General features: G+C 48.9%; 18 protein-coding genes and 3 pseudogenes. 12 read left to right on the forward strand and 9 right to left on the reverse strand.

Annotated elements, in window-relative coordinates; translation table 11 throughout:
- Nucleotides 1–65 precede the first annotated feature (65 nt).
- The 7 genes and pseudogenes from sad (at nucleotide 66) to OGY72_RS05705 (ending at nucleotide 7,778) form a co-directional block, all read left to right on the forward strand.
- Nucleotides 66–1,454: a succinate-semialdehyde dehydrogenase gene (sad, locus tag OGY72_RS05675; protein ID WP_198579181.1), complete on the forward strand. Its 1,389-nt coding sequence runs from the start codon at nucleotides 66–68 to the stop codon at nucleotides 1,452–1,454.
- 103 nt (nucleotides 1,455–1,557) lie between these two features.
- Nucleotides 1,558–3,134, forward strand: a pseudogene (locus OGY72_RS05680) (methyl-accepting chemotaxis protein).
- Nucleotides 3,135–3,196: 62 nt separating this feature from the next.
- Entirely contained in the window at nucleotides 3,197–4,123 is a 927-nt protein-coding gene (glsB, locus tag OGY72_RS05685) for a glutaminase B (RefSeq protein ID WP_003832944.1), read from the forward strand.
- Nucleotides 4,123–4,482 (forward strand): DUF4186 domain-containing protein, encoded by a 360-nt coding sequence (locus OGY72_RS05690; protein WP_063941589.1) that lies wholly within the window; start codon nucleotides 4,123–4,125, stop codon nucleotides 4,480–4,482. The genes glsB and OGY72_RS05690 overlap by 1 nt, the downstream gene beginning before the upstream one ends.
- 80 nt (nucleotides 4,483–4,562) lie before the next feature.
- The gene (locus tag OGY72_RS05695; protein ID WP_149280930.1) at nucleotides 4,563–5,090 is read left to right on the forward strand and encodes a GNAT family N-acetyltransferase; all 528 of its coding nucleotides are present in this window, start codon (nucleotides 4,563–4,565) and stop codon (nucleotides 5,088–5,090) included.
- 106 nt (nucleotides 5,091–5,196) lie between these two features.
- Nucleotides 5,197–6,648, forward strand: a complete 1,452-nt coding sequence (locus OGY72_RS05700) for a tagaturonate reductase (protein ID WP_191219407.1) — start codon at nucleotides 5,197–5,199, stop codon at nucleotides 6,646–6,648.
- A gap of 215 nt (nucleotides 6,649–6,863) precedes the next feature.
- On the forward strand, nucleotides 6,864–7,778 hold the full coding sequence (locus OGY72_RS05705) for a bestrophin family protein (protein ID WP_063941590.1): 915 nt from the start codon (nucleotides 6,864–6,866) through the stop codon (nucleotides 7,776–7,778).
- Here the strand turns inward: OGY72_RS05705 and OGY72_RS05710 are convergent.
- Both OGY72_RS05710 and tam read right to left on the reverse strand, forming a co-directional pair.
- On the reverse strand, nucleotides 7,775–8,152 hold the full coding sequence (locus OGY72_RS05710) for a GFA family protein (protein WP_003832953.1): 378 nt from the start codon (nucleotides 8,150–8,152) through the stop codon (nucleotides 7,775–7,777). The two genes, OGY72_RS05705 and OGY72_RS05710, sit on opposite strands and share 4 nt — an antisense overlap.
- Before the next feature lie 131 nt (nucleotides 8,153–8,283).
- The gene (gene tam / locus OGY72_RS05715) at nucleotides 8,284–9,042 is read right to left on the reverse strand and encodes a trans-aconitate 2-methyltransferase (protein ID WP_286547320.1); all 759 of its coding nucleotides are present in this window, start codon (nucleotides 9,040–9,042) and stop codon (nucleotides 8,284–8,286) included.
- A gap of 110 nt (nucleotides 9,043–9,152) precedes the next feature.
- On the opposite strand from tam, the gene OGY72_RS05720 reads away from it, so the two are divergent.
- On the forward strand, nucleotides 9,153–9,674 hold the full coding sequence (locus tag OGY72_RS05720) for a GNAT family N-acetyltransferase (protein WP_126319810.1): 522 nt from the start codon (nucleotides 9,153–9,155) through the stop codon (nucleotides 9,672–9,674).
- A 9-nt stretch (nucleotides 9,675–9,683) separates the two neighbouring features.
- On the opposite strand, the gene OGY72_RS05725 is transcribed toward OGY72_RS05720, so the two are convergent.
- On the reverse strand, nucleotides 9,684–10,520 hold the full coding sequence (locus tag OGY72_RS05725; RefSeq protein WP_003832960.1) for a DMT family transporter: 837 nt from the start codon (nucleotides 10,518–10,520) through the stop codon (nucleotides 9,684–9,686).
- Nucleotides 10,521–10,572: 52 nt separating this feature from the next.
- Nucleotides 10,573–10,950: a hypothetical protein gene (locus OGY72_RS05730; RefSeq protein WP_003832962.1), complete on the reverse strand. Its 378-nt coding sequence runs from the start codon at nucleotides 10,948–10,950 to the stop codon at nucleotides 10,573–10,575.
- A gap of 407 nt (nucleotides 10,951–11,357) precedes the next feature.
- Here OGY72_RS05730 and OGY72_RS05735 point away from each other — a divergent pair.
- Together OGY72_RS05735 and OGY72_RS05740 are read left to right on the forward strand one after the other, a co-directional pair.
- Nucleotides 11,358–11,690 (forward strand): annotated as a pseudogene (locus tag OGY72_RS05735) (DUF4056 domain-containing protein); the annotation flags it as partial.
- A 99-nt stretch (nucleotides 11,691–11,789) separates the two neighbouring features.
- Nucleotides 11,790–12,387, forward strand: a pseudogene (locus OGY72_RS05740) (OmpP1/FadL family transporter); the annotation flags it as partial.
- A 296-nt stretch (nucleotides 12,388–12,683) separates the two neighbouring features.
- On the opposite strand, the gene OGY72_RS05745 reads toward OGY72_RS05740, so the two are convergent.
- The 3 genes from OGY72_RS05745 to OGY72_RS05755 all read right to left on the reverse strand — a co-directional run bounded on the left by OGY72_RS05745 (nucleotide 12,684) and on the right by OGY72_RS05755 (nucleotide 15,556).
- Nucleotides 12,684–13,166, reverse strand: coding sequence for a GNAT family N-acetyltransferase (locus OGY72_RS05745; protein ID WP_148361982.1), 483 nt, complete (start codon nucleotides 13,164–13,166; stop codon nucleotides 12,684–12,686).
- Entirely contained in the window at nucleotides 13,154–13,420 is a 267-nt protein-coding gene (locus OGY72_RS05750; protein ID WP_008784769.1) for a type II toxin-antitoxin system TacA family antitoxin, read from the reverse strand. The genes OGY72_RS05745 and OGY72_RS05750 overlap by 13 nt, the downstream gene beginning before the upstream one ends.
- Nucleotides 13,421–13,573: 153 nt before the next feature.
- Nucleotides 13,574–15,556, reverse strand: coding sequence for an alkyl/aryl-sulfatase (locus OGY72_RS05755; RefSeq protein WP_286547327.1), 1,983 nt, complete (start codon nucleotides 15,554–15,556; stop codon nucleotides 13,574–13,576).
- Between the two features lie 255 nt (nucleotides 15,557–15,811).
- Between OGY72_RS05755 and OGY72_RS05760 the strand changes: the two genes are divergently transcribed.
- On the forward strand, nucleotides 15,812–16,198 hold the full coding sequence (locus OGY72_RS05760; RefSeq protein ID WP_286547329.1) for a KPN_03583 family lipoprotein: 387 nt from the start codon (nucleotides 15,812–15,814) through the stop codon (nucleotides 16,196–16,198).
- Nucleotides 16,199–16,314: 116 nt separating this feature from the next.
- Here the strand turns inward: OGY72_RS05760 and OGY72_RS05765 are convergent, their stop codons facing one another.
- A complete protein-coding gene (locus tag OGY72_RS05765; RefSeq protein WP_003832974.1) occupies nucleotides 16,315–16,944 on the reverse strand; it encodes a winged helix-turn-helix transcriptional regulator in 630 nt (209 codons plus the stop codon).
- A 237-nt stretch (nucleotides 16,945–17,181) separates the two neighbouring features.
- Nucleotides 17,182–18,369 (reverse strand): OmpP1/FadL family transporter, encoded by a 1,188-nt coding sequence (locus tag OGY72_RS05770; RefSeq protein ID WP_166465415.1) that lies wholly within the window; start codon nucleotides 18,367–18,369, stop codon nucleotides 17,182–17,184.
- Between the two features lie 632 nt (nucleotides 18,370–19,001).
- Here OGY72_RS05770 and OGY72_RS05775 point away from each other — a divergent pair.
- Entirely contained in the window at nucleotides 19,002–24,335 is a 5,334-nt protein-coding gene (locus OGY72_RS05775; protein ID WP_286547334.1) for a peroxidase family protein, read from the forward strand.

Consider the following 24,335-nt stretch of genomic DNA (forward strand, 5'->3'; position numbering starts at 1 on the left):
TCATTTTTCAGAAAGAGTAAATATGCTCATGATATAACCATACCCTGCGATAAAGAGAGGCACTTATGACTATCACAGCAGCAACACATGCGATTTCCATTGACCCTGCCAGCGGTGAAAGGCTGACGGCGACGCCGTGGGCCAGCGCGGAAGAGATTGATCATGCGCTGAACCTTGCCGCGAATGGCTATAACGAATGGAAACATACTTCCGTTGAGCACCGTGCGCAAACGCTGCGCCAGATCGGGCAAGCTCTGCGCCATCGTGCGGAAGAGATGGCGGAGTGTATCTCACGTGAAATGGGTAAACCCATTAAGCAGGCGCGTGCTGAAGTCGCCAAGTCAGCTGCATTGTGTGACTGGTACGCCGAGCATGGACCGGCGATGCTCAATCCGGAACCCACGCTGGTGGAGAATAACCAGGCGGTGATTGAGTATCGTCCGCTAGGAACCATTCTGGCGATCATGCCGTGGAACTTCCCGCTCTGGCAGGTAATGCGAGGTGCCGTCCCGATTCTGTTGGCCGGAAATGGCTATCTGTTAAAGCATGCGCCTAACGTAACCGGCTGTGCTGCAATTATTGCGCAGGTTTTCGCTGATGCTGGTGTACCCGCGGGGGTTTACGGTTGGGTGAATGCCGATAACGCCGGGGTCAGTCAAATGATCAATGACCCGCGTATCGCGGCGATAACGGTAACGGGAAGCGTACGTGCCGGTGCGGCGATTGGCGCCCAGGCGGGTGCCGCGCTGAAAAAATGTGTGCTTGAACTGGGCGGCTCCGATCCGTTTATTGTCCTCAATGATGCTGACCTCGATCTGGCCGTTAAGGCGGCGGTCGCTGGGCGTTATCAGAACACAGGGCAGGTTTGTGCGGCAGCCAAGCGCTTTATTATCGAAGAAGGGATTGCGGCAGAATTTACTTCACGCTTTGTGGCCGCTGCGAGTGCGCTCAAAATGGGCGATCCGCTAAACGAAGAAAACGATCTGGGGCCGATGGCGCGATTTGATCTGCGTGATGAGCTACACCAGCAGGTAGAGGCCACCCTTGCCGAAGGGGCACGGTTACTGCTCGGCGGGGAAAAAATTGCGGGTCAGGGCAATTACTATGCCGTGACGGTACTGGGCGATGTCACTCCAGAGATGACGGCGTTCCGCCAGGAGCTGTTTGGTCCGGTTGCGGCAATTACCGTGGCGAAGAATGCGGAACATGCGTTAGCGCTGGCGAATGACAGTGATTTCGGCTTATCCGCCACGGTGTTTACTGCGGATGAAGCGCTGGCGCAGAAGATGGCGTCACGCCTGGAGTGTGGTGGCGTATTTATCAATGGTTACAGCGCCAGTGATGCCCGCGTTGCGTTTGGTGGTGTGAAGAAAAGTGGCTTTGGCCGCGAACTTTCGCACTTTGGTCTGCATGAGTTTTGTAACGTGCAGACCGTCTGGAAAAACCGCCTTTGATGGTGTGGGTGCCTCCGCTGGGGGCACCTGTCTTATTTCTGCAATTTTTCTGTCATTTACTCTCCGTACACTCGCGACTAACGCTTTGATACAGAAGAGTAATATGAACATAACGCAAATTTCCCATCGTCTAATACCCCGTCAGTTCGGTCTGTTAACGGGCATTTTTTGCATTATTGCGCTGTTCTCTGTTTTGCAGGTCGTGTCCTCCTTGATGCTCTCGGCCTCAGTCAGTGACGCACAGCAGAATGAAGGGCGTAATCAACTCGCGCTTTTGCAGCAGGCAAAGGTTGATGAAGCGCGGGTGGCGTTATTATCTGCCAGCGATTTACTTAACCGTGCGGGGATTTATTTTATGCAGGATGCCGCCACCGGATCGGACGGGAGTTGGCGTCCGTTAATGGAAGAGGCGTATCGGACGCTGGCGCAGTCAAAAAGTGCATGGGAGGCCTGGCGGGATATGAAGCCGCAGTCGGATCCGGATCTAACAGAGAGCTATCAGCGTTTTTATAGCGGTATTAAGGAGCAGGCGGACGGGCTGATGCAGTCAGGTTCCATTGATGCGTTTTTTGCCGTACCCGTGCAGGCCTTTCAGACAGACTTTAACGGTAATTACGCGCGCTTTCAGCAGGGCAGTGGGCGACATGCGGAGGTTGGGCGTCAGCAGCTGTTGACCAGTCTTGAGCGTTTACAGAATCTATTTTTGTTTATTCCTCTGGTACTGGTGGTTATCGCCTTTCTGGTCTGGCGTAGTATGTTCCGTTGGGTGATTATGCCGCTGCGACGGCTGATCGATCATATCGATATTTTAGCGGCGGGTGATCTTTCCCGGCCAGCCCCGCAGGTGAGTCAGTTTAATCGGGAAGTGACGCAATTAAGTTCGCGTATTGCTGCAATGCAGCAGGGGCTCTGCGCGCTGGTACGGCAGGTGAATGATGCCACCACCGCAATGGTAGGAAATATCAACGAACTTGCGCAGAACAATAAACAGCTATACCAGCAGTCGGCAAAACAAAGTGAAGAGTTGAGCACTGTGACATCGCATATTTCGGTTCTGGAAACGCATGTTGAGGATAACAGTGGCTTTGCTGAACTGGCGAATCAACGCGCAGTGCAGGCGCGTGATATTGCGGCAGGTGGAGACCGAATGATGGCGACGGTAAATGCGTCAATGCAGGCGATTGTGACTCGCTCGTCTGAAATGCGAGGGATTACAACGCTTATCGACAACATTGCATTTCAGACAAATATCCTGGCTCTCAACGCCGCAATCGAGGCAGCACATGCCGGGGAGCAAGGGCGCGGGTTTGCCGTGGTTGCGAAAGAAGTTGGGCTGCTGGCGCGAAAAAGCGGTCAGTCTACGCAAAACATTCAGACACTGATTAAACACTCGTTACAGGGCATTGAAGAGGGCTTTCACGCGGTTAACGGACTGGATAAGAATTTGCAGCAGGTTATCGCACTGGTGGAAAACCTCGGCGCGTTACTGAACGACATTTCAACTGCAACGTTAAATCAGGGGAACAGTATTCACCAGTTAACCCGTCAGCTCCATGTCCTGAACGGCGAAGCCCGACAAACCAGTGATTTGGTGAATGCTGCATCTGATTCTTCCTTACAGCTTCACCATGAATCTAACCAGCTTATGCAGGCCGTGCCAGATTCCGCCTTCCGGCCTGACGTTGCGTATTCAGCTCTGTTATACTCGCAGGCCTTTCATACCTGCGAGCAAGGAGCATGTTGTGGCCAGGGCCATGGACAATTCAATTTTAGAGACCATTGTGCAGCAGGTTCGTCCGCTGATTGGTCAGGGTAAAGTCGCTGATTACATTCCGGCATTAGCCTCCGTCGACGGTTCAAAACTGGGTATTGCTATCTGTACCGTTGATGGGCAGCACTATCAGGCGGGAGATGCGCAAGAACGTTTTTCTATTCAGTCAATTTCAAAGGTGCTCAGTCTGGTCGTGGCGATGCGTCACTATCAGGAAGAGGAGATCTGGCAGCGCGTCGGCAAAGATCCTTCCGGTCATCCATTTAACTCCCTGGTGCAGCTGGAAATGGAGCAGGGTATCCCTCGCAACCCCTTTATTAATGCCGGGGCGCTGGTGGTTTGCGATATGCTGCAAGGGCGTCTAAGCGCACCTCGTCAACGGATGCTGGAAGTGGTGCGGGCATTAAGCGGCGTTTCGGATATCGCCTATGATGCGACGGTCGCGCGATCGGAGTTTGAGCACTCGGCGCGTAACGCCGCTATTGCATGGCTGATGAAATCCTTCGGCAATTTTCACCATGACGTGCCCACCGTTTTGCAGAACTATTTTCACTACTGCGCGCTGAAAATGAGCTGTGTGGAACTGGCGCGGACTTTTGTCTTTTTGGCAAATCAAGGGCATGCCTTTCATCTTGCGGAGCCTGTGGTCACACCGATGCAGGCCCGGCAGATCAATGCGCTGATGGCGACCAGCGGCATGTATCAGAACGCAGGGGAATTTGCCTGGCGGGTTGGGCTTCCGGCGAAATCTGGCGTCGGCGGCGGCATCGTGGCGATCGTGCCACACGAGATGGCGATTGCTGTCTGGAGTCCGGAACTGGATCCGGCGGGAAATTCACTGGCCGGTATCGCCGTGCTGGAACAATTAACACAACAGCTGGGGCGCTCGGTTTACTGATGAAAACGCTCGATCCTCTTTTTGCCCGGCTGGCGAAATCAACGTTTCGCTCGCGGTTTCGTCTTGGTCAGAAAGAAAGGCAGTATTGTCTGGATAAAGGGGCGCCAGTTATCGAACAACATGCTGCGGATTTTATAGCTAAACGACTAGCACCTGCGTTTCCCGCCAATGATGGTAAACAGACGCCTATGCGTGGTCACCCGGTATTTATCGCTCAACATGCTACGGCGACGTGCTGTCGAGGGTGTCTGGCGAAATGGCATGATATACCTCAGGGTGTAGTGCTAAACGATGAACAGCAACGTTACGTTGTCACGGTTATTTACCACTGGTTAGTACTCCAAATGAATAAGCCATAGATAACATTATCCTATGATATGCCCCCTTGTGTTGTGTAATTGTTAAAAGCAGTATGAAGGGGTCAATCTAAGGAGAAACCATGGCTTCCGGCAAACCCTGCTTTGTGCTGAGCGCGACACAGATTCTGTCGCGAATCGACGAGCTCAGCGATGTTCTTGAACAGTGCGTCAATGACGGCGCCTCCATCAGTTTTATGCTGCCCTTTAATCGCGAAAAATCAGAGCCTTTCTGGATGAAGGTCGCGCAAAGTGTTTCTCGCGGAGAACGGATCGTTCTTGGTACGCAGAATGCGCAGGGGGTGCTTGTCGGTACCGTCCAACTTATTATCGATCAACCCGAAAATCAACCTCATCGTGCTGATGTCGCCAAACTGCTGGTTCACCCCTCAGCGCGACGCGGTGGTTTGGCCCGTGAATTGATGAACGAACTGGAAAGTTGCGCGCGTCAACAAGGTAAAACGCTGCTGGTGCTTGATACGGCGACTGGCAGTGGTGCGGAGTTGTTCTACCACAATTGCGGGTGGAAAAAGGTAGGGGTGATACCTGACTATGCCCAAATGCCCGATGGGACGCTGACCGGAACCACACTTTTCTACAAAACGCTCTAATTTGTCGCCGGGGATTGATCAAAACAGGGTTTCAATGTATTAAAGTTTGCTAACCTATTGGACCAATTCAATCAGGTTGTATGACTAATCATAAAGGGAACCCATTGTGCAAACACTAAATCGTCGCGATTTCCCCGGTGCTCAGTATCCTGAACGCATTATTCAGTTTGGTGAAGGAAACTTCCTGCGCGCCTTTGTAGACTGGCAGGTAGATCTGCTCAACGAACATACCGATCTGAACGCTGGTGTGGTCATTGTTCGTCCTATCGAAAGTTCCTTCCCGCCATCGCTGAGTACGCAGGATGGCCTCTATACCACTATCATTCGTGGTTTGAATGAGAAGGGCGAGGCCGTCAGTGATGCCCGTCTAATTCGTTCAGTTAACCGTGAAATCAGCGTCTATAGCGAATACGATGAGTTCCTGAAGCTGGCGCATAATCCTGATATGCGTTTTGTGTTCTCTAACACCACGGAAGCAGGTATCAGTTACCACGCGGGCGATAAGTTTGACGACGCGCCAGCGGTTAGTTATCCGGCTAAACTGACGCGTCTGCTGTTCGAACGCTTCAGCTATTTTAACGGCGCATTGGATAAAGGCTGGATTATCATCCCTTGCGAACTGATTGATTATAACGGTGATGCGCTGCGTGAACTGGTTCTGCGCTACGCTCAGGAATGGGCGCTGCCGGAAGCGTTTATTCAGTGGCTGGATCAGGCCAATGCATTTTGCTCCACGCTGGTGGACCGTATTGTTACCGGCTATCCGCGTGATGAGGTAGCTAAGCTCGAAGCTGAACTGGGCTATCATGATGCTTTCCTCGATACCGCAGAACATTTCTATCTGTTTGTCATTCAGGGGCCGAAGTCATTAGCCGCAGAACTACGTCTGGATAAGTATCCGCTGAATGTCCTGATCGTGGATGACATCAAACCGTACAAAGAGCGCAAAGTGGCGATTCTCAACGGTGCTCACACCGCGCTGGTCCCTGTTGCCTGGCAGGCAGGGTTGGACACCGTGGGTGAGGCGATGAATGACGCTGAGATTTGTGCTTTCGTGGAGAAAGCGATCTATGAAGAGATCATTCCGGTACTGGATTTACCACGTGATGAGTTAGCTTCTTTTGCCAGCGCGGTAACCGGTCGATTCTGCAATCCGTACATCAAACATCAGCTGCTGTCGATTGCCCTGAATGGCATGACCAAATTCCGCACCCGTATATTGCCGCAACTGCTGGCAGGGCAACAGACCAGCGGTAAACTGCCGGCGCGTTTGACGTTTGCGCTTGCCGCGTTAATTGCTTTTTATCGTGGAGAGCGCAACGGTGAGTCTTATCCGGTTCAGGACGACGCGCATTGGATAGAACGTTTTCAACAGCTGTGGTCCCAGCATCGCGATCGCCAGATAAGTACCGAAGCGTTGGTCAAATCTGTACTGGGTGTCAAAGAACACTGGGAACAAGATCTGACGCAGGTTTCTGGACTGGTGGAACAGGTCTCTACCGATCTGGATACCATTCTGGCAAAAGGTATGCGTGAAGCTGTTAAGCCACTGTGCTAAGGCGACTACCGACAACCCGGCTCAGGCCGGGTTTTTTCTGGATATGCATTAGTTACAACATACTATGTGGTTTAAATAATAAACCCGGTCTGTGACTTAGGTGCGACTTCGTTTTAAGCAGGACAAAAGTTGTTGGGATAATGTTGCGATTAACTTGCAACATTGATCGCTATCGCGTCTAATGTGACGGATTTCACATTTTCCCGAAGATAACCATGATCGTTCGTCCCCAACAACACTGGCTGCGCCTGATATTCGTCTGGCATGGTTCCGTATTATCTAAAATATTTTCACGACTGCTGCTGAACTTCCTGCTCTCCATCGCCGTTATCATCATGTTGCCCTGGTATACGATGTTGGGTATCAAATTTACCCTGGCACCGTTCAGTATTCTGGGCGTGGCGATTGCTATCTTTTTAGGTTTTCGCAATAACGCCTGCTATTCACGTTATGTCGAAGCCCGACACCTGTGGGGGCAGTTGATGATTGCTTCCCGATCACTACTTCGCGAGGTGAAAACCACCTTACCGGATGACGCCGAACTGGGGCAGTTTGTTCGTCTGCAAATCGCATTTGCCCACTGTTTACGCATGACGTTACGTCGAAACCCACAGGCAGAGCCGTTGGCGAAATATCTCAGCGAGAAAGATCTGCAGACGGTATTTTCCGCACAATCGCCAGCAAACCGCATTTTGTTGCTGATGGGGGAGTGGTTGGCCGTGCGCAGACGTGATGGACAGCTGTCCGATATATTATTTCATAGTTTAAACAACAGATTAAATGATATGTCGGCAGTACTGGCAGGTTGTGAGCGAATTGCGAATACGCCAGTGCCGTTTGCTTATACTTTGATCCTTCATCGCACTGTTTATCTGTTTTGTATCATGCTGCCATTCGCGTTAGTGGTGGATCTTCACTACATGACGCCGTTTATTTCAGTGCTTATTTCCTATACTTTTATCTCGCTCGATGCGCTTGCGGAAGAGCTAGAAGATCCGTTTGGTACTGAGAACAATGACCTGCCGCTGGATGCGATTTGCAATGCAATCGAAATCGATTTACTGCAAATGAACGATGAAACCAATGTGCCAGCAAAACATATGCCGGATAAACATTACCAACTAACTTAGTTTCGTTCTGTTTCCCACCATGCTGGCCGCATATCAGAAAACGAATGAAACTCCGGCGCCAGATCTTCATCATTAGGATCGTCAAAAGCGCCGGCTAAAAGCGCAATGACCGGAGCGTCATCGATGGCGCCCACGGAACTCCCGCACTGAGGGCAAAAAGCCCGACTGGTGGTTTCAGATGAGCGCCAGGTTGTCGGTTTTCCGGCTTTTCCCGTCCATTCTACATTTTCTGCATCAAACTCAATCCAGACGACGGTCGGGGCACCAGTATGTTTCCGGCATATATCGCAGGAGCAGGTATGGGAATTATTAGGACTGCTGGCTGTGAAACGGATCGAGCCACACAGACACCCACCAATGTAGACTTTAGACATAACAACTCCCGTCAGAAACATGTGGCAAGACACTAGCAGATGCCTGACATAGCCACTAGATCCTTATGATAAAAAGGCGAGGGCGCGCATACTCGGTAGCCCAGTCCTGTGATCTGTCTGATGATAAACGCTTAACTATTGCGTCTGGCAACAATAAACAACCGCGGAAATGCCAGCAAAATATTGCCGTTTTCCTGCAACGGATATTGTTCCTGGAGCAGTTCATGATAGCGCGCCAGGTAATGACGTTGCTCGCTTTCGCTCAAATCCTGCAGCCAGGGGCGGAGTCCCGTTGAGCTTACCCAGTCGATAATCGCCTGATGCGAATCCATAATGTGATAATACGTAGTACGCCAGATATCCACATCACAACCCGCTTCGGTCAAAATATCATAGTAGGCGTGAACGCCAGGAAGCGCTGCTCGGCCCCGATCAGGATAACCTTTTTCATAAGCCACTTCGCGCATCAGCACATGCGTGGGCTCCAGCCAGTTATCCGGCATTTGCACGGCCAGAACGCCGTTGTGACCGAGTTGTGAGACCAAATGTGGGAATAAGTCATAGTGATCGGGCACCCACTGTAACGACGCATTTGCATAAAGCAGATCCACGGGATGCTCGGGCTGAAACTGGCTAATATCCGCTTCGATAAAATGGCAGTCAGGTAATGCGTTGCGCGCTTCATTCAGCATAGCAGGTGAAGAATCGACACCTGTTGTCTTTGCCGTAGGCCAGCGCTGATGCAGCAATGCCGTACTGTTTCCCGGACCACAACCAAGATCAACAACTGAGCGGACATTTTCTAACGCCACACGGCTGAGTAATTCTGCTGCGGGTCTTGAACGTTCAGTTGCATATTGCAGATAAAGCGAAGGGTTCCAGTCGGCCATGTATAAATCTCCAGTATGAGAGGAAAAGTCGGAAAAGGACGGTATAAGACCTTGCCGATGAGCCACTTATTTTAGAAGATTATATGAAAATGAATGATAAGGGCAGGAATATGCTGGAAACATCAAGGTTGATATTACGACAATGGGAGGCTAAAGACCGGGCCCCTTTTGCTGCACTCAATGCCGATTCTGACGTGATGCGCTTTTTCCCCGCGCCGCTAGAGAAAGCTGAAAGCGATAACCTGGCCGATAGATTTAGTGAAGGTATTGCAGAACGCGGCTGGGGATTTTGGGCCGTAGAGCTAAAAGAAACACACCAGTTTGTGGGCTGTGTGGGGTTACATCCACAACCTGATAAATTTCATTTTTCACCCTGCACCGAAATAGGCTGGCGCCTTGCTAAAGCATACTGGCACCAAGGTCTGGCGTTAGAAGCCGCGCAAGCGAGTCTTGCATTTGCTTTTGACGTACTGGCGCTAAATGAAGTCGTTTCATTTACTTCTGTGCTGAATAAGCCGTCAGAGAATCTGATGATACGAATTGGTATGAATAAAACAGAAGAGTTTGTGCACCCCGCGTTGCCGCCAGATCATCGATTGGCACAACATGTTCTGTATCGTCTTTGCCGATAATTAATCAGTCTATTTTGCTCCTTTTCTCATATCAGAGAAAATAACTAAGCCAATTCCAGCCAAAATAATGACGCTTGCGAGAAGGATTCTGACGGTGAGCGTTTCGCCCAAAAATATGATCCCACCGAGAGTGGCCAGACAAGGTACGCTGAGTTGAATAGTACTGGCCGTTGTGGACCGGAGTAAGGGGAGCAATGAATACCAGAGCAGATATGCACCTCCCGATGTAATTGCACCAGAAAGCACGCCCAGAACTAATCCATATATATCAATATGAAGATGAGAGCGGAAGAACAGAGGAATAATCAATGCGACCGGGATTGCCAGGATGAAATTCCCCCCGGTTGAGGCAGCAGCATCCGTGATTTTCTTCCCTGTGATACTGTAGAAAGCCCAGGCTAACCCAGCAATAACCATCATTATTGCGGCATAAAAGGAAGGACGCTCCACACCAGGAAATAGCAAAATCGCTATTCCAGCCAATGCCCCGAGTATTCCTGTTATTTTTAAAATTACGAGTTTCTCTCCCTGGGCTATTCCCCATACCGTCATGACGAGCTGAACGGTACCAAAGAGCAGCAGGGCACCCGCGCCGGTGCTAAGAGAAACATAGGCAATGGAGAATGAAAAAACATAGATGCAAAGGAGCAGGGCATTTAACCACTTGAACTCAAATTTTCTGCTGTCAGATGTTATCGCGATAAATAAAAAAAGGGCAATTGCGCCACTTATCAATCTGATGCTGCTGAATGAGATAGCATCAGCATGCATACCCTTCAATGCGAGTCGGCAAAGCACTGAATTTCCAGCAAATGCGATCATTGCGATGATGATTCTGATGAGCAAGATAGCGTCCTTTAGTCGATACGAGGTTTAGCGCAATATGCAGGTGTTGCCTTCAAAAACAGGTGTGTTGATTAATATAGTTGCCGACATCAACGACTGTGTTCGTGCTGGGCTCGACATTAAGAACGACAAAACGCATTTGCGGGCAGAACAGCTCTGCACTTTTCTTGCTGCACTCAGTTTGTAGCCATCGATGCTCACCCTGTTCGGTTACAACCGTGTTCACGTTTCCGTATTCGCTGCACACAAAACCTTTTTCAGTTGCTCTTTGCCTTGCTGCCTCCAGGCTCAGACCAATAACATTCAGCTCATCGACCTCTTTGGCGAGTGTGCTGTCGGAAACACGGGTTAATGTGCAGCTCGACAGCGTAGAGGTAAATAGTAGCAAGAGCGCGAAGCGTAGGATGGTTTTGCTTTTTTTGTTTCGCATTGTCCGATATGTACTCAATTTTATTATCGTATTTCTGAAAGTAAGTGAAGTCACCTGGTTCAGTATATAACGAACGATTACATACCATTGCTTAAAAATCACAGATGTGCGGCTTTATATTTTTAAATGAAAGCTACTAAAGACAGAATCTCATGACGTAATAATTGAGACTATGTACTTTTGGTCAGAGATATGCATTTCAAATTAGCGACGATGAAGATAAGAGCCTTCCCAGAGAAATGTCATCTTTCACATCAAATGAAGACCTCATTCTCACTAACATTGCGTAAGTGAAAGGCTGGTCTATGCTAAAAAAGCAATCAAATTTGCGTTGGCTTTTTGAATAATAACGATAATTCTCGCGTTTTCGGTGGCGAATATGAACAGGATTGTGATCGCTTTTTTAGTTTCGCGAATTGGACGGCGACTGGTGGAACAGTAAACGTAGGGTTCCAGATAAATTTCTGGTGTTAAAGCGTAACTATAATCTTGAGCATAACCGGTTACCAACCCCAGTTTCGTACGAGAACGCCACGCCACTGCAACTGACTTTTCCCGCCGTGATCGAAGGATATCGGCTTGCGCGCCTGGGCGAGTTACAAATTTACCCGGGCACTTCCATGCAATCGCTTCCGCGACCGAAAACTTATTACGCACCCGATAGTTTTCAGTCCCTGGCTGACACAGCGAGTGAAGCAGACAAAATCCAGCTCGAACGTATGCACAAGTCGCGCTTTTAATCCGGTGCTTTGGCCTGGCAATTTAAATGCTGCGAGCTACGCTTTTACAGACGCTAACTCCTTCAATAATGAAGAAATTCTGCAGGTGGCATATGAAAATACGGTTTGGGGATCGATTTTGGCAATTGGTCCGGCGACCGGCTGATTAAGAAAAGCACCATGGTTGCGATGTCGCTCAGTCCATCGGTGGCTTATAAGCTTAGTGACAGGGTTTCCGTTGGGGGCTCTGTTAACGTCAATTCCACAGCAGATTATGTTAAGTCTGGTTCATGACATTAATAAACAGTGGTCAGTGATGGGAGAGCTTGGCTGGCAGGACTGGAGTCAGTTCGGCGCGCCGCAAATAACGGTGGTCGGGCAAGAAGTTGATAAGTCCAGTCGTCTGAAGGATTTGTGGCATACGGCTTTAGGTGTGCAATTTCGACCTACGGAACAATGGCGTTTGAATGCGGGCGTAGCTTTTGATAGTACTGTCTATAATTCGCAAAGCGATGTAGCGCTGACGTTGCCGACCGGTGATGAATGGCGATTTGCTACCGGAGCGCAATATCAAATTACACCACAAAGCAATATCGGTGCTGCCGTGTCGTATCTGCATATGCAGTCGTCCCACGTACAGTCACCATCAATTTATCAGGGGAGTTACGATAATCCGTATCTGTGGTTTGCCAGTGTGAACTACAGTTATCAGTTTTGATGTTCAGTGAAGTGAGAGTCGCGGTGGAATTGTAGAGGACATAAAACAGCTATTTGCATAACCAGCTGTAGTCGAGAGCCATCATCCAAAACTGTTAGCGCTGTTGAGGCAACTGCGCTTGAAAGAGTTTTGAGGCGTCATTATTGAGCAGCACAAGGATGACCATAAAACAGCAGATTCCGCCTTTATCTATTTTAGTGCGCATAATGTATATTATGTTAAATGCAATTGCTGCGTACTCAGTTGAGACTCCATGTGGCCCACGTTTGGCCATTGACCTCCTCTGCTCATTACAATCATGAAAGCTTGAGGAACAGAGTTCGTTCCTGCAGTTGAGATGCTTTGAATCCGTGGTGAAGATAAAAACGTTTAGCTTCGTCTGTGAGCGCATGTACCATAACGGCACGCACGCCAATATTTTCTGCCACTTTGTAACACCGCAGTACCGCATCGTGAAGCAGATCGGCCCCTAACCCTTTTCCACGAACAGAAAGATCTACGGCCAATCTGGCAAGGATAATTACGGGGATTGGATCTGGCATGTTACGCCGAAGATTGCCTGTTGCTTCTGTGTGGTTGACGCTACCTGTGGCCAGTGAATAAAAGCCAGCGACTTGTCGCGTGTCTGTTTTGCAGACAACAAACGTCCTGGCTGCGCCGAGAGCCTGATTTTTTAGCCCTTTTTGCTTTAACCAATCATCGAGAACAATTTCTCCGCTGACAAATTCCGCTAATTGATGAATGTGAGTTAGTGGTTCCGGTGCGGTTACAAATCCCACTGTGGTTTCCTTGCCAGTAGCTTCCTGATAGCGGGATCTTCGGCAACCGGAGCATCAAGCATCTCGATAAACTCAGCGTATTGTTCATCATTAAAATTAAACACTCGGCGATCGAGAATAACGTTCTCTGCCGCCTGGCAGGCCATTTCCAGAATAAAGTCTGTACGCGATTTATGTAGAATCTCTGCGGCCGCATCAATAAGCGCGCGTTGGGATTCTTTAGCTCTAAGGTTTAGCTGGACATCTGATTTCATTATTAAGCCTCTTGTATAGCAATTGCTTTACAAGCATATCATAAGGCTTATGTATAGCAACTGCTATACAGCATCGTTCAACTCAATACTCTGATAAGCAACAATAAAAAACCCGCCAGTGCTGGCGGGTTATGGCATGGTTTGTCTCTACAGTTAAGGCGTTACCATGTTAAACCAGAAATCAAAGCCATCTAAATACCCGAGGAACTCATCAAGCTTGGCATGATTGCCGGAAATTTGTACATCACCCTTCTCTTCTGCCTGTTTCAGCGATTCTTCCTTGAGAATGATTTTGTTCAACGTTGCACGGTTAAGCGTAATGGAGGCGTCAGCGTTGCTGGCCTGTGTATCAGCGCTATGGTTAAGAACACCGTTTTCCAGTTCCAGTTTGTATTTACCGCCGTCAGCACCTAAATCGACGTTGAAGACTGCCTGCGCATTTGCCGCTTTTTCTCCGTTAATATGTACCGCGAGATAATCAAAGAACATCTCAGGTGACATGGCTTTAACGGTATCCGGGCTGGCGGTATTTGGTGTCGCACCTTTCACCACACCGTTGCGTAATTCTTGTGCACCAGTCAGATAAAAATTACGCCATGGACCGGACTCAGCCTGATAACCCATTTGCTCAAGGGCATCTGCTTCCAGATTACGGGCTTCTCTATTGCTCGGATCAGCAAAGACGATATTGTTAGTGACTTGCGCCACCCAACGGTAATTGCCTTGGGCGTAATCAGTTTTCGCTTTTTGCATGATTGCATCGGCGCCGCCCATATAATCGACATATTTCTTCGCGGCATCAACGGGCGGTAATTCATTCAGTGTTGCCGGATTACCGTTGAACCAGCCGAGGTAAAAGACATACGTTGCTTTCACATCATGGCTGACAGAACCATAGTATCCGCGGCTGGCCCATGATTTTTCCAGACCAGACGGCAGTTTGAAGTTAGCGGCGATTTCGTCACGGGTCAGCCCCTGGTTAGCCATGCGCAGCGTCTGATCGTTGATGTAACGGTACATATCACGCTGACTTTTCATTAACTTCACCACATTTTCATTACCCCAGGTCGGCCAGTGATGCTGAGCAATAATAATGTTTGCCTTTCCCCCCCAGCGGCCAATAACGTCATTGATATATTTTGACCATGCCAGCGGATCGCGGATCTTCGCGCCACGTAATGAATAAGTGTTATGCAGTGTATGGGTGACATCCTCTGCAGCTTCGATCATTCCCTTCTCTTCTACATACCACAGCATTTCAGAAGGTGCTTCCGATCCCGGCGCCATCATGAAGTCATAGGTTAGACCGTCGATAACTTCTTTCTGCCCGGTGTGGGTAATATAGTTAGTGGGTTCAATCAGCGTGACCGTACCGGCGGAGGTTGTCGTCCCCAGACCCGCACCGACCTGACCTTTTGCATCCGGTTTCAACAGATTGCCATACATGTAACTAGCTCGGCGACTCATGGCGTTACCTGCCATAATATTTTCAGATACAGCTTCCTTCATAAAACCAGCCGGTGCATATACCTTCACTTTACCGGATTTCACATCCGCTTCATCAATCACGCCGCGGACACCACCGTAGTGGTCAACATGGCTGTGCGTATAAATGACGGCAACAACGGGTCTTTTACCGCGATTCTTATAATAAAGGTCCATTCCCACTTTCGCGGTTTCTGCAGATACCAGCGGATCAATGACCGTAATACCCTCTTTCCCTTCCATAATTGTCATATTCGAGAGATCAAGATTACGGATTTGATACACGCCATCAGTGACCTGGAACAAACCGCCAATATTGATCAACTGCGACTGACGCCACAGGCTTGGATTAACCGTGTCGGGGGCTTTTTCGCCCTCTTTGATAAAGGCATATTGCTGAGGGTCCCAGACAACATTTCCCTGCTTCCCTTTAATCAATTCACTGGGAAGCGGAGCAATAAAACCTTTATGTGCGTTCATAAAATCGGTTTTATCAGTGAATGGCAATTGACCATATAAGGCGTCATTCGCACTTTTGGTCTGAGCAGTCGCATCTTTTGCTCCTTCCTGTGCCAATACAGGTAGTGATATTAATGATGTTGAACACACGCCAGCTAAAGTCAGATAACTTACTAGTTTATTAAGTTTCATAAATCCTCGCTAATAATATATTATCCAGAAGAAAGAAATCCTGCAGTTCTGATTGTTGAGAAGCTTCCGTAATACTGTACTTATCAGGTTTCTATGATCTAATGCCTCGTAGGCTAACATGGTCTTATGAAACAATGTAATGCAATGGCATTTAATTTTAAATTTCCTTTTGTTTTTATTTAAACAAAATAGCTGTAGACACCTGAGTGTATAAAAAGATAATGGCTGGCATCCATTGTCTTTAGAACACTATATATGCGCACTCTCTATCTACTTCTCATCGTTGGGATGCTTTCTGGCTGTAATACTTCTCCCCCAGAGAAAGTTGTTAAAATCAATAAAATGGTGATCCCTGTTGTTCAGGCACAACCCGAGTCAAAATCAAGTAGTGACTCGGCATCCCTGTCCTTATATCAGGATAATAAACAGCAAATTGAAAACGTCGCGAGTTCATTAAAAAATGAATATCTTCATGAGGTTAAGCCAAGAGAGATGTTTGACGTTCATAGCCAGGCATACCAGGTTTATGCTTCTTTAACCAAGCTCGAACAAATGCAGCAAATGAACAATTTTTATTATAAGGAGCATAATCAAACAGGACTGTTAAGCATTAATCAGTCCGTGAACTCTCTTATTGAATAACAAGAAATCCTCTTCAGAAAATGATGAGGAGGATTTCTTACGATTGATATATGGCATACCACAACAATAGAATATTAAATTTAGATAATCGATTTGTAACTTGTTTGTGGGTTTATTTAAAATCGCTCAGGCAATTTATTGATGGAAGTAAGATACCCTCCGCGTTCAAAATCAATATACCCTCCTTTTTTTAACGCAGATACAACATTTAAAACACTGCTGCGCGATAAGTGGGTCCGATCCTGAATATAATCTAAAATAGAGACTCGCGTGCGCGTCTCTTCCGGCAACAAAATCATCTCTTCGAGGTGGTTACGTATCACTGAATAAGTACGCTGCTGTACGACTAAATCATCACGATAAAAGAGATAGCCCGTATGATATGAAAGCACTGCCGCCGCATCTTCCCACAAGCCTTGTTGATGAAAGAGTTCTCGTGCTTTATCGGCATCGACGCGTAATAATGTTGACTCAGCTTCAGCGCGCAATAAATGGCCGTGTACCGGTTGGATCATTTCGGCAATACCGAACAGATGGGGTTCATAGACGGTCACGATTAACAGACCATCAGAAGAACGTAAAATAGACAGCTCCCCTTGCAAAAAAAGGTAGAGTTGAGGCTTATTCTTGTATTTCCACATGATACGCCGCCGCGGCACAACCTTCATCTTTTCTGCAATCGGTTCAAGTGCTTGCATTAAGCGTTGTATGCTTTGTTCTGGGCGTACCGGAGGTGAAATTTGCATAATCAAACCTGTATTATTTAGATTGAAAACAATATGCTTTTACCTATATTCCATGAAGGTAGTACAGATTCATATTAAAACCATAAATTGCTCAATAATAAAAGTAGAAATTTATTTTTATTTAAACGAGCGTGTGTGATAAGACCACCAGCAGACGGTTACCAGACACTGTCGGATAGATAATCCGCCATGGTGACTATTAACAATGCGTGAGATAGTTAATCGGGAATAACGGCGCTAGAATTGATAGCTGTAGTTGACACTGGCAAACCATAGCCACGGATTCTTATACTGGCCTGCAAAGATATCAGATTTGACATTAGACGACTGCATGTGCAAATACTCAACGGCAACGCCAATATTACTGGCTGGCGTAATCTGGTACTGTGCACCGGTGGCAAGTCGCCATTCATCGCCGGTTGGCATCGAAAGCGCTACATCACTTTGCGATTTGTACGGTGAACTGTCATAGGCAATACCGGCATTAATGCGCCACTGCTCATCGGGATGATATTGCACGCCCAGCGCTGTATGCCATGTATCTCTCAGACGATTATCACGATCGCTTTGCTGACCATTTATTGTAATCTGCGGGCTGCCAAACTGACTCCAGTCCTGCCAGCCAAGATCGCCCATCACTGACCATTGACTGTTGATATCGTGAACCAGACTAAACATCACCTGCTGCGGAGCACGGACCTGTGTGGAGATCGGCAGATCATATCCAATATTAGGTATATTGGGAAAACGCGCTGTCCCGTCAATATTGAAATGATAATCAGTCTTACTGGTCCAGGTTACACCCGCCCGAGTATTGTCAGTTAAGTCCATTAATAACCCAAGGTGGTAATTCATCGCCCAGTCATGATCGCTTTGTTTCTCATCGTGGCCATCGACATCTCTGCTTAGCGACAGAAAACCATAGTTTAGCCCTGCAGCTGCGCCAACCGACACCTTATCACTTAGTTTCCATGCAACGGCGGGACTCAGCGTCATCGCAACCATGGTACTTTGTTTAATTAACCGATCCCCTGCCCAGTTGCCGAAGTCGATACCTAACCCATAGTTGCCGTACAAACCCAAACCGGCAGAAACGGTATCACTTAGCCGTTGCGTATAAAACATGCTGGCATTGGGGAAAAGCGTCATTACATTACCGGGGCTTTGCCTTCCATCTGTCGTATTGTTCAGCGTATAGGGAATATCTCCGCCCATCGCCTGTAATCCTCCGCTGACCATATGGTCAGGTAAACGGGTCATCCCCGCAGGGTTCGTTAACAGCGTAGAGGCATCCTGAGCACGAGCGGCCTGCCCTGCACCAGCCAGTGCGGTATCCTCCGTTCCGACTTCATAGAAGTAGAGCGCACTGGCGTGACCGACTGACGAAAAAATCATCCCGGAGAGAAAAATTATATTTTTTTTCATTGCATTACCTGTTTGGAGGGGGCGTTCTTTACTAAACGTAGGGTCAGCTATCACACTATATTGATTTATGCTAATAGCATAATCAGGCATCAGGAATGATGTCGTGTTAAATTTCATCCAATATTAAATTTTATAATTCAACACAATGACATCTTAAAAGTCGACTTAATGAGAATTCTTCTTAAGAAGAGATTTGACATAAATTCTAATGTAAAGAAATGAAAATTTAATCTTTTCATAATAAAGTATGAGTGAAGTCGCCAACGGAAAAACCATAGTTATGATCATCACATAACTGTAATATGCGTTTTAAAAAGTAAAACCTTTACAGCCTTGAGGAGACCTTGTCTTCTCAAAACTGCGTGTCTCGAATATACCTTTAATTTCAACGGGCACGATGGTCATCAACCGCTCAAACCTAATATATAAGTGAGGTGCATATCTTACTGTGCTAACTAAATTTCAGGAGAATAATGCTAATCAAGTCGTAGATACTTCATTTTTTTAAATATGGAGTTTTAATCATGTAATAACAATCAGGTATCTTATACGACTCATTCTTCTGTCAGTTTTTGTAAGTGGAAGAAAAGAGTGATGATAGCTAATACAGGTAAAGATAGGGGTAATGACTTATGGCCTCACAATATGACTTTACTGTCACTCTGCACGATCTTGCTTTTATTCTTAAGCAGATCAAAATATCCGAAGCGGCAACTAACCCGGATGGTAGCGTTAATGCTGAATTGCTTAGAGAATTAGTTTCCAGTCCGCTATTGCCTTATGGACTTCGCACGGTAGATGGTTCATGGAATAATCTTCTACCAGGCCAGGAGTTATATGGCTCTGCCGACCAGACAATGCCGAGATTAACCGCGTTAAACTGGCAAGATGCGGACCAAATGACCAGTTATATCCAAATTGGTGGCACCGTTATTGATGCCGACCCACGTATTATTAGTAACTTAATTTCCGATCAAACGGCATCTAACCCAGCCGCACTGGAGGTATTTAACGCGTTAAAAGATGCTCCCGGCGGGGGGACTATTACAGGAGACGGAGAAACGTTATCCATTCCTAACCAGTCTCCCGATATCGGTCTCTCCCCTGCTTTTAACGGCTGGATGACCTTCTTTGGCCAGTTTTTTGACCACGGTCTGGATTTGATTCCCAAAGGCGGCAACGGTATCGTTTTCATTCCGCTACAGCCGGATGACCCTTTATATGTGGAAGGGTCGTCGACAAACTTTATGCTATTAACCCGGGCAACGGTGGATGAAAACCGAGAGACAGTAAACCTGACGACCCCCTTCATCGACCAAAACCAAACCTACACCTCCCATCCTTCACATCAGATTTTCATCCGCGAATACGTCATTATTGATGGGAAACCAGAGCCTACCGGGAATTTATTAGGCGGTGCGAACGGTGGACTGGCGACCTGGGCCGACGTTAAAAACCAGGCTGAAACTCTGCTAGGCATTAAACTCACCGATCAGGATGTGTTTAATGTTCCCCTGCTGGCAACGGATCGCTACGGTAATTTGATTTTAAGTGAAAATGGAAAGGTACAGATTGTTACCACCGGGGGACTGGTTGAAGCCAACGGCGGTCTGTTGCCTGAGGGAACATTCCGCACCGGCCATGCGTTTCTTGATGATATTGCGCATACTGCCGCGCCAAAAGCGGGTCTGCTGGCAGATGATGACACTGCGATTGGGGGCGAAGGAGCGCAACCGGCAGGAACCTATGATAACGAACTGCTCGATCGTCACTTTATTACCGGTGACGGGCGTGGGAACGAAAATATAGGTTTAACCGCGGTGCACGCCGTTTTTCACAGCGAGCATAACCGTCTGGTTGAGCAATATAAAACAACACTGCTGGAAACCGGTGATATCGACCTCATTAATCAGTGGTTGATGCCCAATCATCAAATCACGGAATTACCTGCCGATACCAGTACGCTGGTATGGAACGGTGAGTACTTATTCCAGGCAGGCCGCTTCTCCACGGAAATGCAATATCAGCACCTCGTATTCGAGGAGTTTGCCCGTACCGTACAACCCGCCGTCGATCCGTTTGTTTTCTCCAACACGGCGGATATAAACCCGATGATCTTTGCCGAGTTTGCGCATGTGGTTTACCGTTTCGGGCATTCAATGCTGACAGAAACCGTGGCGCGCACCGACATTGATATGCAAAGCGGTGATATTGACCTGATTTCAGCATTCCTGAATCCGGTAGCATTTAATCAAATCAACGGGGCCACCGTCACGGACGATCAGGCTATTGGCGCAATTGTGCGTGGTATGACGCGTCAGGTGGGTAACGAAATTGATGAATTTATTACCGATGCGCTGCGTAATAATCTCATCGGCCTGCCCCTCGATTTAGGCGCGCTTAATATAGCCCGTGGCCGTGACACCGCAATGCCGACGCTGAACCAGGCCCGCGAGCAGTTTTTTGCATTAAGCGGTGATAGTCAACTGAAGCCTTATACCAGTTGGGCTGACTTCACTACCTACCTGAAAAATCCCGCTTCAATCATTAACTTTATGGCCGCCTATGGTCAGCATGAGCTGATCCTCAATGCCACCAGCCTTGAAGGTAAGCGTGCAGCGGTAAACTTCCTGTTGTTTGGTGATGCTAACAATGCCCCGCCTGCGGATGCGATGGATTTCTTTAACAGTACCGGAGCGTGGGCAACCAAAGAGACCGGCCTGAATATGGTCGATTTCTGGATTGGCGGGCTGGCAGAGCGCAAAAATGAATTTGGCGGCATGCTCGGCTCAACCTTCAACTTCGTCTTTGAAACACAAATGGAAATGCTTCAGGACGGCGATCGTTTCTACTATCTGAGCCGCGTTCAGGGACTGAACTTACTCAATGAACTGGAGGCCAACTCGTTTTCCGCGCTGGTAATGCGTAACAGCGATCTTGGTGATGAGGGATCCTCCCACCTGCCCGCTAATCTGTTCCAGACACCGGACCATATTTTTGAAGTGAACCGCGTGCTGCAAACGGAAATCGACCCGAAATGGGGTAATCCGCTGAAGGATCTGCTCTCGCCGTTGTTGGTGCGTCGCGACCCAGGAGTGGATGTTGACGGCGATAGTTTTGCCGATGGCGGGTATCTGAAATATACCGGCGATGGGCATGTGGTGCTTGGAGGGACGGCAGGCAATGATACGTTAATCGGCGGTAAAGGGATCGACAGTCTGTGGGGTGATGGCGGAGATGACCGACTGGACGGCGGCGACGAAGCAGACGTGGTCCATGGTGGTGACGGTGATGACATTATTACCGATACCGGTACGCCTGTTGGTGATGCGGACTTCCTGCACGGTGATGCCGGACATGACGTTATCTTCTCCGGTAACGGAAACGATCTGGTCTTTGGTGGCAGCGGTAGCGACTTCGTGGTGGTCGGCGAAGATGCGCAGGAGGTCTTCTCGGGTCAGGATAACGACTTTGCGCTTGGCGGCTCGGGTGGTGATTTCCTGATGGGCAACGAAGGTGATGACTGGCTGGAAGGCGGCGACGGGTTTGACACGCTGGCGGGTGACAACTCTGAGTTGTTCTTCAACAGTACCATTATCGGTCACGATGTCCTCAACGGTCAGGGTAACGACACCGACTACGATGGCGAAGCCGGTGACGACATCATGATTCAGGGCGCGGGGATCCAGCGCAATAATGGCATGGCCGGTTTCGACTGGGCTATCCATAAAGGCGACCCAAATGGCGCTAACTCTGACCTTGGGATCCCTATTTTCGTCAACCAGCAGGAGTTTATTCTACGCGACCGTTTTGATCTTGTTGAAGGGCTGTCGGGCTGGAAATACGACGATATCCTGACCGGGACAGAACAGCCGATAGGTACTGCGCCTGTTCAGGGCGTTCCCCTCTCTAACAACCTGACCCAGGAAGGTGCGGACAGGATCACCGGTTTACAGGCTATTCTCGGCGTAGAGCGTTCTACAAATCCGGACGCGGTGCTACTGAACCCTGATGATGGTAGCGATATTTTACTCGGCGGTGGCGGTAGCGACCGCATTATGGGTAAAGCCGGTAACGATATCATTGATGGTGATGCATGGCTCAACGTGCGTATTGCCGTTACAGGTATGGCGGGACTCACCAGCGCCGAAGGTATGGCCGAACTGAAATCGTACATGCTGGCCGGCACGCTGAAACCGAATCAGCTGTCGATTGTGCGAGAAATCCTGCATGAAGGTAACGGCACGGAAACTGACGTCGCGGTGTACCGTGATGTCAGCAGCAACTATGTCTTTACCCGTATGGCGGACGGTAGCCTGCGCGTCGATCACGCCACGCCGGATGCCGCGCTGAACCTGAATGATGGCATCGATCGTCTGTTGAACATCGAAAAACTGGAGTTTGGCGATGGGAAGCAGCTGTGGGTGACGGCGCAGCAAGCGACGGGCGATCTGACCATCAGCAATCCTAACCCTTCGGTGGGCGACCTGCTGCGCGTCAACGTGGCGAACTTGCTGGATGGTAACGGGCTGGCGGCGGATGTGGCCATTACCATGACCTGGCAGGCATTCGTCAACGGCCAATGGCGAGACCAGGCAACCGGTGTTGAGTTCAGAGTGCCTGGCGCTATTCAGGGTGCTCCGCTGCGTGTGGTAGCCAGCTTTAACGACCGCATGGGTGACGCTGAAACCCTGGTGTCGGCACAAACTCAGGCGATCCTACCGCGAAATCAGGCCACGACCGGTGTGCCGGTAATTAACGACCTCACCCCAACTGAAAGCCTGACGCTGACCGCGGTGGTTTCAGGCATTGCTGACGCCGATGGTCTGAGCGGCGGTAATTTCACTTATCAATGGAGAATGAGTTCGCCAACCGGATTCGTCAACATTAACGGTGCGACTTCCGCCACCTATACGCCGGGTCAGGCTATGGTTGGCAGAACGTTGCAGGTGGTCGTTACCGTCGTCGACGATGAAGGCAACCCCCCTGTTGTCCTGACGTCGACCACCACCCAGCCCGTGGGCGATCTGATTGTGGGTACCAACGGGGCTAACACCCTCGTCGGCACTGCCTGGAGCGATATCCTACGCGGTGAAGGCGGTAATGACACCTTACTCGGCGGTGCAGGTGACGATCTGCTCATCGGCGGTGCAGGAAACGACAACCTCTCTGGTCAGGCTGGGCAAGATATTCTGCAAGGTGATGCCGGTAACGACACGCTTGATGGCGGACTTGGTGCCGACAGTATGACCGGCGGCACGGGCGATGATACCTACATCGTTGATGATTTCGGTGATGTAGTTATCGAAGGTGTGAATGGCGGCACGGACGTTGTCCGAACCAACCTTAGCAGCTACGACCTCACCGATAACGTGGAAGAACTGGTATTTACCGGCAGCGGCAGTTTTATCGGTACCGGTAATGCCATTGCGAACACCATTACGGGAGGGACCGGTAACGACTATCTGTTCGGTATGGGCGGTAACGACCAGTTGTTTGGTGGTATCGGGAATGACTTCCTCGATGGCGGAGATGGCGCTGATAACCTGCAAGGCGGAGTTGGTAACGACGTCATGATTGGCGGTGCGGGAGCGGATACCCTCTCCGGCGGTAGCGGGGACGATATTCTCAATGGTCAGGAAGGTAACGACATTCTGGACGGTGGTGCCGGGAGCGATATCTTCGCCTTTGGTGCCAACTTTGGGCAGGACCGAATTACCGGTTTTGACAGTAACCCCAACGGCGGGCAGGACTTCCTTGATCTCGTCTTGTTAGGTATCAACGCGGGTAATTTTGCCAGCAGCGTGTCTATCACCGGAAACAATGGCAACACCATTGTGACTATCGGTACAGATACCATCACATTGGTGGGCGTCAATTCGAACACCGTGAATATTGGTGACTTTTATCTGGAAATGCCCACTACCCTTGCCAGTAACAATGGCAATAGTTCATTGATCGTATAA

The organism is Citrobacter sp. Cpo221 (assembly GCF_030332345.1).
Taxonomy (GTDB): domain Bacteria; phylum Pseudomonadota; class Gammaproteobacteria; order Enterobacterales; family Enterobacteriaceae; genus Citrobacter; species Citrobacter portucalensis.